This is a genomic window from Nocardia sp. 852002-20019_SCH5090214, from assembly GCF_001665865.1.
Taxonomy (GTDB): Bacteria; Actinomycetota; Actinomycetes; order Mycobacteriales; family Mycobacteriaceae; genus Nocardia; species Nocardia nova.
Genome location: NZ_LZMK01000262.1, coordinates 31,309 through 43,832 on the forward strand (window position 1 = coordinate 31,309; position 12,524 = coordinate 43,832).

Here is a 12,524-nt window from a genome sequence, read left to right on the forward strand (position 1 = left end):
CCACGGGCCCGGTCCGCGTGACCGGGGCCCTCCGCGTCAGATGCGCTGGTCCGCGAGCTGCAACACCAGGCAGGCGATGGCCAGAGGCAGGAACAGCCCCACGGCCAGATAGAAGGTCTGCGCATAGTCGGCGACGCGGATGTGGGTATAGGCCGCGCAGACGAAGTAGAGCACCAGGCCGATCGCGGCGGCCGTACCCACATACGGCACCCCGAGCACACCCAGCAGCAGGCCGGCCGCACCGGCGAGCTTCAAGGTTCCGATCGGAAAGGTGAGCCAGGACTGCGGAATCCCGGCGGTCTCCATCGCGGGCGCCAATGTGGCCATGACCGGGGTGAATCGGGTGACGGCGGCGACCCCGGAGAAGGTGTTGGCGGCGATGGTGACGAGCATGACGGTCAGATAGGCGACGAACATCGGAGCCTCGCTCGGTCGACAATTAATACGGTTTCCCAACTATATCGTTTTCGTACGATATGGGATAGAGTGGATTCGTACGCCGAGCAGTCGCCACGGCGACGCTCCCATCCGAGCGGAGGACCGCACATGTCCGATGACCTCTCCGTCTCCGGAATCGATCCCACGACGGTCGATTTCGAGCAGCTCTACAGCGGCGCCGCCCTGGCCCCCGGCCTTCGACTGGAGAAACCACCGTGGGATATCGGCCGCCCGCAACCGCTGCTCACCGCCATGGAACGCGCCGGCCGGATCACCGGCGAGGTGCTCGACGTCGGCTGCGGCCCGGGAGACACAGCCATCCACCTCGCCGAACTCGGCTACCGAGTGACAGGTCTCGACATCGCCCCCACCGCGATCGACCAGGCCCGCAGCCGCGCCGCGGGCCGCGATCTCCCCGTCACCTTCGCCGTCGCCGACGCGACCACCCTCGCGGGCTACGACAGCCACTTCGACACGGTGGTGAGCAGCGCCCTCCTCCACTGCCTCTCCCCCACCCAGCGCCGCTCCCACATCGCCGCCCTCGCCCGAGTGACGAAGCCGGGCGGCCGCCTGATCCAATTCAGCTTCGCCACAACGGAACACGCGCGGCTGTACGCGCCTTACCCGCTGTCCGAGCCCGAACTACGCAGCGAATTCACCACACCGGACTGGAACATCACGACCCTGAGACCGGAGTTCATCGAGGCAGTGAATCCGCCGGAGGAGATCCGGAAACTGTTTGCCTCGAAGGGTTTTCGTCCAGACGTGGACGAGACCGGTGGGCTGCGCCTCCCCGTTCACTTGCTGGAGGCGCGGCGGGTGTAACCGATCCGGGTCTCGGACGAGGGGCGGTGCTCGGGTCGAGCCGGCCGGCTGCTCCCGGCTGCCTCGGCCGACCGTCGCTCAGTGGGAGTCCCGGGCCGCCTGTTCGATCACCCCGGCCACCACATCGGGCTGGGACACCGCGACAGAGTGCGATGCGGCTACCTCGGTCACATGGGCGTGGGCGCGTTCGGCCATGAAGCGCTGGGCCGCAACCGGGATGTTCTTGTCCTCGGTCGTGATCACATCCCAGCTGGGCTTCTCGGTCCACGCGGCGACCGCGGCCTTCTCCTCGAGCGCGGACTGTGCGATCGGCCGCTGCGTCGCCGCCATCAGGGCGGCGCGGTCCGGGGCGACGTCGGCGGCGAACTGGTCACGAAACTTGTCCTGCTGAATGTAGAGGTCTGTGCCGGTGCTGCCGTCGATATTCGTGATCGGCACGGGATCGAGCGTGCCCGGCAAGGTGGAACCTGGGAACCGATTGGTCAATCCCAGTGCTGTTTCCCCCGTCGCCGGCAGGAACGCCGCCACATAGACCAGGCCCTTGACCTGATCATTCCCGGCACCCGCCGCACTGATGACCGACCCGCCGTAGGAATGCCCGACCAGAATCACCGGCCCGTTGATATGGCTGATCAAGCCACGCAACCCGGTGGCGTCCGCGGCGGGCCCGCGGAGCGGATTCGCCGCGGCGACAACGGGATAGTGGTCGGCGCGCAGCTTCTCTATGACACCGTCCCAGCTGGAGGCGTCCGCGAACGCGCCGTGCTCCAGCACGATCGTCGGTTTCGGCGCATCCTCGCCGGGACCGGCCTGGGATGTCGTTTCGGCAGCGCAGGCAACGACCACACTCCCCGCGACGACAACCGCCGCGACCGCCGAAACCGTCCGGACAACGCGCCGCCGCGTGCGGCCACGTCCGACTACGACCATGTGATTACGCCCTTCGAACGAGTGGTGCGGATATGCGATCCACTCTGCGTGGCCGGCCCGCAGCCAGGCATCCGTCGGATGACGCTGTCGGCGACGTAATCAGCCCCGGCCCCCGCAATTACGTCGTCATCAGCGTGATGCGACGGATGTCGCCGCCGGATTCCCGGACGACAGTGAGTTCTGTCGTTCCAACCGAGGAGAATCCGATGAGTACCCCCACCCTCGCTACCGCGAAAACCGAACGCGCCGCACTGATCCGCCTGTACGTGAGCCGCGGCGTGCTCGCCCTCGCATGGGCCGCCGTCTTCGCCGCCGCACACGAAACCCTCGATGCCCTCGCCGTCGCCTTGCTGGCGGCGTACCCGTTGATCGACGCCGTCTCGTCGCTGATCGACTACAAAGCGACCGATGCGGGCCCCGAACGCTGGGTAACCGCCTTCAACGCCGCCCTGAGCACCTTGGCAGCCGTCGCGGCCGGTACCGCCGCAATCACCGGCGGCGTAGGCCCAACCCTCGCCACCTTCGGCGTATGGGCGGTCCTCTCCGGTGCGGCCCAGGTCGCCGTCGGCCTGTACCGCCGCAGTCCCGAACTGGGCAAACAGTGGCCGATGTTGATCGCCGGCGGCCTCTCGTTCCTGGTGGGCCTGTTCTACATCGGCCAATCTTTCGGTGACGCACCGACATTGGATGTGCTGTCGGTATACGCCACGGGCGGCGGCGTCTTCTTCATCGCCCAGGCCGCGCTCCTGGTCTGGAAGGGACGATCGACTCCGGTTGTCGCCGAGTGATCCTCCGCGACTCCAGCCCTTGCTCACGTATCCGCACCCGATGCTCCGGATACGTGGGCAGACCCGCGTGGCGGATGCGGGCGGAATTCCTTGCGCGGCGCCGCGAGCTATCCGAGCGCTGTCCGGCCGCATGGATGAGCCAAGGCGTATCAGATGGCAAAGTGGTCCGCACTATCTGCGGCTTCTGCGCCTGCGTCGAATCACCCGCGCTGCCTCCTCGACGCACGCATCGAGGTACCTGTTCACATCGGCGGCGGCATATCGCAACACGAACCATCCGGCGCCCAGCAGGGCATTCTGACGCCGCCGATCAAGTCGGAACCTCAGTGCATCGCTGTGGAATTCACGACCGTCGATCTCGATGATCGTCCGCGACCGTTCATCGACGAGATCACCGATGTACTGTCCGATCGGCTGATTCAGGAGCAGACGAAGACCTCGCCGCGCCAGCGCGCGAGCGAACATTCGCTCCGGCTCCGAGGCGGCATCGAATGCGGCGCAACGCAAATGCTCCCGCAAATGCGCCGAGCCGTACTGGCCGGCGGTCAGGTCCGACAAGGCGGGGGCCACCGCACGGGCATGGTTGTCGACCATGCGGCCCGCCTCGGCGGCGGGCAGGATCGGCAGACAATCGAGCAACGTGCGGGACCGAGTTGTCACCGCAAACCCCCAGGCCTCATCGATCCAGTCGGACCGTAAATTGCGCCGGATCAACCGAAGCCACTCCGGCGTCGCTCGATACCGCGCCCGAGGCACAGTCGCCTCGACCGATTCGGGTTCCGGCAACATTCCCCACAACCACGCCGCAGTGCGATGACTCAACACCGCCTCCGGCAACCATGCGATCACCGCCTCACACCTGGTGCGCTGGGTAACCCTCCCGACCGCATAGATCCCCGGCAACACACGTGTGTATTCCCCGCGGCGACAGCGAGCGGTGATCGTGGCCGCCGAGACTTCGCGCATCAACTCCGCCCTGGTTCGAATCACGGTCACCGATGATTCCGGCTCGGTGACAGGGGGATCCGAAGCTCACCTGGGCGAACGGCAGGCCTGTGGATCAGCACGCGCCTGTGGATGGGGCGAACAATCCGTGCAAACCTCCGCAAGAATGCGAGAAAGCCGCACAATCAGGGTCGGTTTGCACGATTAATTCACCGTTTCTCGACGGATCGAGCCGTGCAGGGAGTTCGGCCCGACCATGAAATCGCCACCGACCGAGCTTCCGTACCGGCCGTGAGCGATGTCACCGACGACCGCAGAGCAGACGATGTCCCTGAACAGGCTCTCCCGCAATATATTTCGCCACCTGCCGGTCTACGTGAAGACTTTCGGCCAAATGGGCGCCTTACCGCCGGGCTGGCGTCCGGATGTTCCCCATGCCTGACCCTCAAGCTGTCCGAACTCATCGAACTGCAACCGCGCCCCGCTGGATCGGCCTCGAGCGCGAAGTCGACAGGTGCTGCTTCGCGCTAACAGCCCCGGCTCATCCACCTGCCCCAACACCGCCGGGACCGGACAGCCGGAGCCGTGGTGCAGCCGACGCGCGGCTTCGAAGCGGGGCCTCATGATCCCCGCGCATATCAACGGTCTTACTGCACGAACGAGCCTCTGGTCGTAGCGTGGTAACCATGGGTGTGGGGCAGAAATACGACGACAGCGGCATCCCGCCGAACGACCTCGGCCGCCGCCTGCGCGAAATCCGCGCCTGGCGCGGCCTGAGCCTCGAAGCCGCCGCCGGACTCGCCGGAATCTCCTACGGATACCTCGGAAAGTTGGAGCGAGGCGAGAAGTCGCTGGAGAACCGGCGCACCCTCGAGGCGATCGCGGCCGCGCTACGCGTGGCGCCGAGCGAGTTCTCACCGGTGCCATGGCAAGCCGAGCACCCGAGCGCCAACGATGCGGCCTATGCCGGACTGGTCGCGATCGAAAACGTGCTCGACATCTTCGAACTGGGTGAAGACCCCGGGCTACCGATGCGGGAGTGGCTGGCCATCGCTGCGGACATCCAGCGGCTGATCGAACTGTCGCAGGGCACAGCGGATTACGCTGCGCAGGCGGAGTTGATGCCGAAGCTGCTCGGTGAACTGCATGCGGTTTATGTCCGTTCTCCCGTACATCGACGCGAAACCCTGATCGGGATGATCTGGTGCTATGCAGCTGCGATGTGGACGAGTAAGCGCCTCGGCGGCCGCGGCCTTCCTCTGCTGGCAGCCAAAGAGGCGCAGCACTGCGCCGAGGCTCTGGAATCGCCTGCATGGCAGGGATTCACGGCATGGCTGCGCGGAGACGCAACAGGCGGATTGTCACGGCCGGAACAGTATCGGCGCGCCGTGCGCGTGGCCGACGAGTTGCGCCCACATCTCGATGACGATGATGTCGTGCAGGCGTACGGGATGCTTCATCTGTCCGCGGCCCTGGCAGCAGCCGTACAGGGCGATCGAGACACCGCCGAAACACATCTCGGCGAGGCCGACGATATCGCTCGACGCCTCGATACGGAGGTGGGCTCGTTCGGACATATGTTCTTCGGTCGCGCGAATGTCGGGATCTGGAAGGCCACGATCGGGAACGAATTCGGCGACAGCAGGAAGGTGGCCGATCAAGCGCACCGGGTGAACGTGGCTGCGCTGCCGAGCGCTTCGAGGCAGGCCGAATTCCACATGGAGATCGGCCGAGCACTTCTGACGGATCGCCGCCGGCGGGAAGAAGGAATCGCCACCCTGATGCGAGCGGAACGCCTTGCACCCCAACGCGTCCACGCCGACGTCTTCGTGCGGGAAGCGGTAGCCGACCAACTCCGCACCGCCCGCCGCGATGCCGGCGGCCGCGAACTACGCGGCCTGGCATGGCGAATCGGCATCGCCCCCGACTCCGGCGACACCCGCCGCTGACCTGCCCGCCGAACCCGAGCGTCGAGTCCGCACGCCGGCCCCTGCCCTCCTAGCCGTCGAATCCGCACGCCGAGTTCGACCGACGACCCCACATGCCACGTCCGCACGCCGATCCCACAGGCCGCAAGCAAGGTTCGAGCGTCGGGTCCGCTCGTCGACCCCACGCGACAAGTGCGAGCGCCTCGTCCGCGCGACGAGAGATCACCGTCCTCATCCGAACAGAACGCCCTAGACGCCAGTCCGGAAACCTGCGCCACAGCCGCCGCGGTGGCGAGCGAACGCATCTACGCAGACGATTTCCCCGAAAAGCAGTGGCCGACCAATTCCGCGCCGCCGCTGCGATGCCGGTCCCCCCGCGAACCACGCGGCCTCACGCGGCGAATCGGCATCGCGCTCCGGCGAGACCCGCCGCTAACCCCCGCACGCCGAACCCGAGCACTGAGCCCAAGCGCTGCCCCGGATCCCGAGTCCACGCGACGGCATCGCCCCGACCTCAGCGAGATCCGCCGCTGATTCCGCGCGCCCAACCCACACGGCGAGTCCGAGAGCGGGGCCGCGCGTCGGCCCCCGGCGCGCCTCGACCGAGCATCGAGTCCGCAGGTCATCCCCGCACGCCGAGCCCGCGCACATGGCCCGCACGCCGAGTCCGTGCACCTGGGCCCTGCACGCCGATTTCTGGCGCGACCCCGCACACCTTGTCCGAGCTGCGGGTCCGTACGCCGATCCCACACGGCGTATACGAGCGCTGCCCCGAGCGCTCTTCCCGAGCGCATCCCTTGTCGCCCTTGTCCTTTCAGGACAGAAGGCGCGTGACTCCTCTCATACCTTGAGATACGGCCCCATCGCCGGGTCCGTAGCCGGCCGAACCCCCGGCTCCTCGGCGGTGGGCGCTCTTGCCGCCGAGGGGATGGAGGGGTGCGTTATGAAAGGCTGTGACTGGATCCTGTTGCTGCTCATCGCAGCACTGCTCGGACTGACCTTCGCGTTAGCGCGCCTACCCCTGCGAGGTGAACGCCGCCGCAAGGACTCCCAGCGGTGACGCCCGCTCATCCGATCGCGCTCGGCTGGGTACATCCCGAATCCACCGCCCCGGACTGGGACACCGCCCAAGTACGCCGCCTGGCCACCCGTCTCGGCTACCGCCTTGTCTGGGCCCCGGAATCCAGCCGCATCCCCCTGGTCGACCAGGTCCGCGCCACCGGCGCCGAAGCCGTAATCGCCCCGTCCACACATCATTTCGACTTCCTCACCCTGAACGCGGTGATGATGCTCGCCGACGTCGAAACCGTCCACCCAAGGCTGTCCTTCGCCCGCTGGGCCACCAGCGGCTAACCGAGACCACAGTCTCGCAGACGCGGTCCGCTGTCGAAATGCCACGCGGGCGTGCCCATTGCCGCCTCCGCACACCGCGCAACCAGCTGTGTTGTGCCTTGGTCGTACACGCACCTGCACGGCACGAACACAACCTCTCGATGATAGGGAGAACAATGAAGCCCAATTACCCTGCCTGGCGCATCGACCTCGCCGACAAGTGGGCGCAGCGCGCGCCGGCGGCAGTCGCGATCGCGATCACATGGGGCCTCGATGCGGCAGTCCGCTTCGTCCTACAAACAATCGCGGAAGCATCCGAACCGCATGGGGGCGCTCCAGTTCAGGCTGATCTGTGTCCGAGTGGCGGAGTAGAGGAATCAATACGGCGACATGTCATAGCGACGGCGATATGCACAGCGGTGCAAGCGGCTGGGTGCCGGCTTACCGCCGGAGCCACACCGACCGCCGAGACAACCGCTCTGTGGGACCCGTCTACCGGCATACCCGCCGATGCCTTGCGCGTGTCGAACGGCGATGCGTCGAGCAGCGAATCCGGAATCGCCGGTATCGAGCAGATCGGCTGGAGGATCTGCGGATGGCGCGGCCCCGAGTACTCGATCACCGTCTACTCGACCGCGCGCACCGTCGATCAGTTCGAGAACAAGCCCGGCAACGTCGATTTCACCGACGTGACGATCGCCGGCCGCAGCGGTCGGCAATTCAGCCTTGACGGAGCATCGAAACATCTCAACTGCAACGTTGCATTCGCTGCACAGCAGGGCGTGATCCAACTTCAGGTACTGATCCGCGCAGCATTGGATAATCCACCGGACCTCTGTGAACTGCTGGCACGAATCGGCGAGAACCTCGTCCCGTGGTTCCCCGAATAGGAAGTGCGACAAGGCAGTTCGGTCCAGAACGTCCAGTCCTTCTACTTCTGCGGCGCGGGGTTCTGGTCGATGATCCCGTTCAGTGTGGTCGAGTTCGTGTAGTCCTGGCCGGTGAGCCGAGCCAGCGAAATCGCCATGACCTCCCGCATATTCTTCACGGTCTCGATGTGGTCGGCAACGATCTTGTCGATGGAGTTATCATCGCCGCTGGCCTGAAGTTTAAACTGCCCTTCGAGCATGTGGCCCATATCGAAATCACCGAAACCGGTAACCATTTTCACCCGGTCAACAAGTATGTTCATGTCCTCCAAATCCTCGATCCGCTTGTTACATGCCGCCAGGCAATCGCGGGCGACTTGCTCGTCGTCGAGGTATAGGTCACCGGCCCGGGCTTCGGCTGCTCGCTGCTGCCAGGTTGTGAGATCGCTGGCCATCCGCCGCTGTCCCCCTGTTATTGCGGAATCGACGGCACGATCGAGTCGCCGATGTTTGCTAGCGTCGGGCACGGGTCGATCGGCACGTCGTCGGACAGCCGACCGATTACCTGCAACTGGACCGAGCCTTGGCTGGTTTGAAACACGACATCACAGTTGCGATCCGCCCCTTGCTCACCGAATTCGGTCCCCTGCCGTCCAGCCATCGTAACTGGGCGCTGTTCAATATTGCCGGCTTTGTTGGCGATCTCCTGAGGCGAGTGCTTGGCGGTGGAGTAGACAGTGATCGCATACTTCGCACCTTTCCAACCACAGATCTCCCAGCCCGACTGATGCACCCCGGCGATGCCGGATTGCTTTGTGCTCGGATCGACCTTTGCGCCGGTGAGCGCTGACTCCGGAATCCCAGTGCACGGATCCCACACTGCCGCAGCAGCATCGCTCGTGGTCGAGGTAGCCGCACCGTCCGTAGTCGAGCTACACCCCGCTGTCATCACCGCCAGCACCGCCCCGATCGCGACCGCCACCCCTGCCACTCGTCGCTGCACCCGACGTCCTCCCGCTCGACAGACAACTTCGCTACGGACTATAGGACGCGGCAACGCACCACAGGGTTCCAAGTCCTCCCGCGGGGCCCAACCAGGACGCTGCGCCCGATCCACCGGGCACCTTCTCGGTGCCCCCGGTCGGACTCGAACCGACACTGTGCGGATTTTAAGTCCGCTGCCTCTGCCAATTGGGCTACGGGGGCGGCTGGGATAGCGTACCTAAGTCGTACGTCCGTCTCGGAATTGTCCGGGGATTTGCTCAGTGCACGCCTTCCATCAAGCGGCTGACCTGCGGGGCTAGGAAGTAAACGACGATTCCCACTGCGATCGCGACCAGGCCGGTGATGCCGAAGTAGGCGACTTCGTGGCTGGTGTCGTAGAACTCGGACAGGACGCCGGACATCGAGGTGCCGATGCCGACGGAGAAGAAGTAAAGGGCCATCATCTGGGCTCGGAAGGCCTCGGGGGCGAGCTGAGTGGTAACCGCGAGGCCGATCGGGGACAGCAGCAGTTCGGAGATGGCGAAGCCGGCCAGGATCACGAAGACGAGCAGGGCGGGAACGGTTTTGTCCTCGAAGCCGGCCAGGGGGACGAACAGGAGGAACGATGCGCCCATCCCCATCACGCCGTAGGCGAACTTTCGGGGCGTGGTGGGGGCTCTGGTGCCCAGGCGGGTCCACATGAGCGCGAACAAGGGCGACAGCACGATGACCCAGATCGGTTCCTCCGAGCCGATCCAGCTCGCCGGCGCGGTCCAGCCGAACAGCGTCCAGTTCATCCGCTCGTCGGAGTAGACGGCCAGCACCGTGAAGATCTGCTGGAACAGCGACCAGAACACGGCGTTGGCGATGAACAGCGGTATGAAGGCCCGCACTCGGACTCGTTCCACCGCAACCACTTTCGGACTGGTCAACATCAATCCGAAATAGAGTATCGATACCGCCGCGATCACGCCGGTGGTTACCCACGACAGATTCGACAACCGGACCAGCCCGGTCCACATCGCGACGGCGACCACCACCACGAGGACCAGCACGAAGGCGATCACTTTCCCGATCTGGCTGCGCGGCAACGGGTTCGGCACTTCCCGCCCGTGGGTACCCAGATTGCGCCGGAAGATCACGTACTGGGTGAGTCCGAGCGCCATGCCGACCGCCGCCGCCCCGAATCCGTAGTGGAATCCGAGGTGGGTCTGCAGCAGCCCGGTGATCAGCGGGCCGACGAACGCGCCCAGATTCACGCCGAGATAGAACAGCGTGAAACCGCCGTCGGCACGCGGGTCACCCTTCTCGTAGAGCGTGCCCAGCAGTGAGGACGCGTTGGCCTTCAACGCCCCGGAGCCGAGCGCGACGAGCACCAACCCCACGCCGACACCGGTCAATCCCGGCAGCACCGCCAGCGCGATATGCCCGGCCATCACGACCACGCCGCCGTAGAAGACGGTCCGCTCCATTCCGAGCACCCGGTCGGCCAGCCAGCCGCCGAGCACGGTCGACAGATACACCAGCCCGCCGTAGGCGCCGACGATGCCCGTCGCGGTGGATTTCTCCAGCCCCAGCCCGCCGTCGGTCAGCGAGTAGTACAGGTAGTACCCGAGAATGGTGAGCATGCCGTAGAACGAAAACCGTTCCCACAGCTCGACTCCGAACAAATTGACCAGCCCGATGGGATGGCCGAATATCGTGCGTGTCTCCGGCGACGCCTGCTCTCCCGGGACGGGTTCCACCCTGCTCATGAGACGCAATTGTCCAGCAACGAGGGACACCGATCGCACAAAACGCCGATCACGCGGGGATGTCGCGGCACCCTCAGGCGGCGCCGCCTCCGGCCCGCCTCAGGCGATCGACAGCGCGATCCCGTCGAGAATGTCGTGCTCGCTCACGATCAGCTCGGAGATCCCCGCCCGGCGCGCCAGCTCGTCGGCCAGCACCTCGGTGATCACCGCACCGCCGCCGATCACGTCGACCCGGCCCGGATGCATGGGGCCGAGAGCGGCGCGTTCGTCGTGGTTCATCCCGATCAGACGGTGACAGACCTGGCGGAGCTGATCGAACGTGAGACGGGTCAGATGCACCCGATCCGAATCGTATTCGGGCAGGTCCAGTGCGACCGCGGCGATCGTGGTCATGGTGCCGGCCACACCGACCCAGGTGCGGGCGCGTTCGACCGGAACCACGCCGAAGGCCTGGGCCAGCTGCTGTGAGGCGATGAATCGCGCGGACGCGACCTCCTCGCCGGTCGGCGGATTACCGTGCAGGCAGCGTTCGGTGATCCGCACACAGCCGATGTCGGCCGAGTAGGCCTCCTGCACGCCGGAACTGTCGCCGAGCACCACCTCGGTGGACCCGCCACCGAGATCGACGACCACGAACGGCCCTTCGGCACTGGACAATTCGCCGACCGCGCCCGCGAACGAGAGCCGCGCCTCCTCGTCGCCGGTGATCACCTCGGCCTGGGCGCCCGGCACCACGCGGCCCAGTTCCACCCCGGTCATGGTGAAGAAGTCGTCGCGGTTGCGTGCGTCGCGGGTGGCGCTGGTGGCGACCATCCGCACCCGGCTCACCCCGGTCTCGATCATGCGGTCGACGTAGTCGTGCAGGGCGACGCGGGTGCGTTCGATCGCTTCCGGATTCAGTTCGCCCGTGGCGTCGACGCCCTTGCCGAGTCGCACGATCCGCATTTCGCGGTGCACGTCGGTGAGGTGGCCGTCCGCGCCGACATCGGCGATCAGGAGCCGGATGGAATTGGTGCCGCAGTCGACGGCGGCAACCCGGTCACTCATCACTGTCTCCCGCATCGGTATTCGATTGGTACTGCTCGTATTTCGGCCAGTCCTGCGGAATCGCGGTGCCGCGCAGTCCGGTATCGGCGGCCAGCGCGACCGCCTCGTCACCGAGCGGATTCAGCCCCGGGCCCTTGGCCAGCGAATGCGCGATCAGCACGTGCAGGCATTTGACCCGCTCCGGCATCCCGCCACCGCTGAAATCCGTTCCCAGCGACTCGATTTCGTCGCGCTCGGACAGGTAGCTCTCGTGCGCGGCGCGGTAGGCGGCGGCCAGTTCCGGGTCGGCGGCCAAGCGTTCGGTCATCCCGCGCATCAGTCCGGCGGCCTCTTGCCGGCTCGCCTCGGCGGTCAGGCGCGGATCGGTGAGGTAGTAGAGCGTGGGGAAAGGGGTGCCGTCGGGCAGGCGCGGCGCGGTCTTCACGACCGCCGGTTGGCCGTCGGGCGTGCGATAAGCGATCGCGAGGACCCCGCGTGGCTCACGGCCGAGCTGGCGGGCCACGATCTCGAGATCCGCCTCGGCGGGCGTACCCTGCTCGGCACGCGCCTCGCCGGTCGAGGGCTCGGGCGTAGCGGGGTCGGTCACCGGGGTTCTCCTTCAGGATCGAGCGGTGGCCCAACACGTGGGTTTGTTCGTCGCTGGACATCGGTTGGTAGTGGTGGAGGAATCCGACGCGACTAAAC

13 protein-coding genes and 1 tRNA gene are annotated in these 12,524 nt (G+C 66.1%); 5 read left to right on the forward strand and 9 right to left on the reverse strand.

The window, feature by feature from the left end; translation table 11 throughout:
- Positions 1-36 precede the first annotated feature (36 nt).
- The gene (locus tag A5780_RS20115) at positions 37-417 is read right to left on the reverse strand and encodes a DoxX family protein (RefSeq protein ID WP_063009389.1); all 381 of its coding nucleotides are present in this window, start codon (positions 415-417) and stop codon (positions 37-39) included.
- A gap of 129 nt (positions 418-546) precedes the next feature.
- Here A5780_RS20115 and A5780_RS20120 point away from each other — a divergent pair, with 129 nt between their 5' ends.
- Positions 547-1,263, forward strand: coding sequence for a class I SAM-dependent methyltransferase (locus tag A5780_RS20120; RefSeq protein WP_064909248.1), 717 nt, complete (start codon positions 547-549; stop codon positions 1,261-1,263).
- Positions 1,264-1,341: 78 nt separating this feature from the next.
- Here A5780_RS20120 and A5780_RS20125 read toward each other — a convergent pair whose 3' ends face one another.
- Positions 1,342-2,193 carry an alpha/beta fold hydrolase gene (locus A5780_RS20125; protein ID WP_063009385.1) on the reverse strand — a complete coding sequence of 284 codons (852 nt, stop codon included), beginning with the start codon at positions 2,191-2,193 and terminating at the stop codon, positions 1,342-1,344.
- 206 nt (positions 2,194-2,399) lie between these two features.
- Here A5780_RS20125 and A5780_RS20130 point away from each other — a divergent pair, with 206 nt between their 5' ends.
- Entirely contained in the window at positions 2,400-2,981 is a 582-nt protein-coding gene (locus A5780_RS20130) for a DUF308 domain-containing protein (protein WP_064909249.1), read from the forward strand.
- Positions 2,982-3,152: 171 nt separating this feature from the next.
- Here A5780_RS20130 and A5780_RS20135 read toward each other — a convergent pair whose 3' ends face one another.
- Positions 3,153-3,770 carry an endonuclease domain-containing protein gene (locus A5780_RS20135; RefSeq protein ID WP_197521811.1) on the reverse strand — a complete coding sequence of 206 codons (618 nt, stop codon included), beginning with the start codon at positions 3,768-3,770 and terminating at the stop codon, positions 3,153-3,155.
- 842 nt (positions 3,771-4,612) lie between these two features.
- On the opposite strand from A5780_RS20135, the gene A5780_RS20140 reads away from it, so the two are divergent.
- From A5780_RS20140 to A5780_RS39225, 3 genes are all read left to right on the forward strand, one after another.
- Positions 4,613-5,875 (forward strand): helix-turn-helix domain-containing protein, encoded by a 1,263-nt coding sequence (locus A5780_RS20140; RefSeq protein ID WP_064909251.1) that lies wholly within the window; start codon positions 4,613-4,615, stop codon positions 5,873-5,875.
- Between the two features lie 1,035 nt (positions 5,876-6,910).
- Positions 6,911-7,207, forward strand: a complete 297-nt coding sequence (locus A5780_RS20145) for a hypothetical protein (protein WP_030518204.1) — start codon at positions 6,911-6,913, stop codon at positions 7,205-7,207.
- A 155-nt stretch (positions 7,208-7,362) separates the two neighbouring features.
- Positions 7,363-8,076 (forward strand): DUF3558 domain-containing protein, encoded by a 714-nt coding sequence (locus tag A5780_RS39225; RefSeq protein ID WP_197521812.1) that lies wholly within the window; start codon positions 7,363-7,365, stop codon positions 8,074-8,076.
- A gap of 41 nt (positions 8,077-8,117) precedes the next feature.
- Here the strand turns inward: A5780_RS39225 and A5780_RS20155 are convergent, their stop codons facing one another.
- The 6 genes from A5780_RS20155 to A5780_RS20180 all read right to left on the reverse strand — a co-directional run bounded on the left by A5780_RS20155 (position 8,118) and on the right by A5780_RS20180 (position 12,426).
- Entirely contained in the window at positions 8,118-8,510 is a 393-nt protein-coding gene (locus A5780_RS20155) for a hypothetical protein (RefSeq protein WP_064909253.1), read from the reverse strand.
- A 17-nt stretch (positions 8,511-8,527) separates the two neighbouring features.
- Positions 8,528-9,037, reverse strand: coding sequence for a DUF3558 family protein (locus A5780_RS20160; protein WP_156769576.1), 510 nt, complete (start codon positions 9,035-9,037; stop codon positions 8,528-8,530).
- A 150-nt stretch (positions 9,038-9,187) separates the two neighbouring features.
- Positions 9,188-9,261 (reverse strand) — tRNA-Leu (locus tag A5780_RS20165).
- 56 nt (positions 9,262-9,317) lie between these two features.
- The gene (locus A5780_RS20170; RefSeq protein WP_063009369.1) at positions 9,318-10,793 is read right to left on the reverse strand and encodes a peptide MFS transporter; all 1,476 of its coding nucleotides are present in this window, start codon (positions 10,791-10,793) and stop codon (positions 9,318-9,320) included.
- Between the two features lie 99 nt (positions 10,794-10,892).
- Positions 10,893-11,840, reverse strand: a complete 948-nt coding sequence (locus A5780_RS20175) for a Ppx/GppA phosphatase family protein (RefSeq protein WP_030515253.1) — start codon at positions 11,838-11,840, stop codon at positions 10,893-10,895.
- Complete coding sequence (locus A5780_RS20180; protein WP_063009365.1) at positions 11,833-12,426, reverse strand: DUF501 domain-containing protein; 594 nt, start codon at positions 12,424-12,426, stop codon at positions 11,833-11,835. Before A5780_RS20180 ends, A5780_RS20175 begins: the two co-directional genes overlap by 8 nt.
- Positions 12,427-12,524 lie beyond the last annotated feature (98 nt).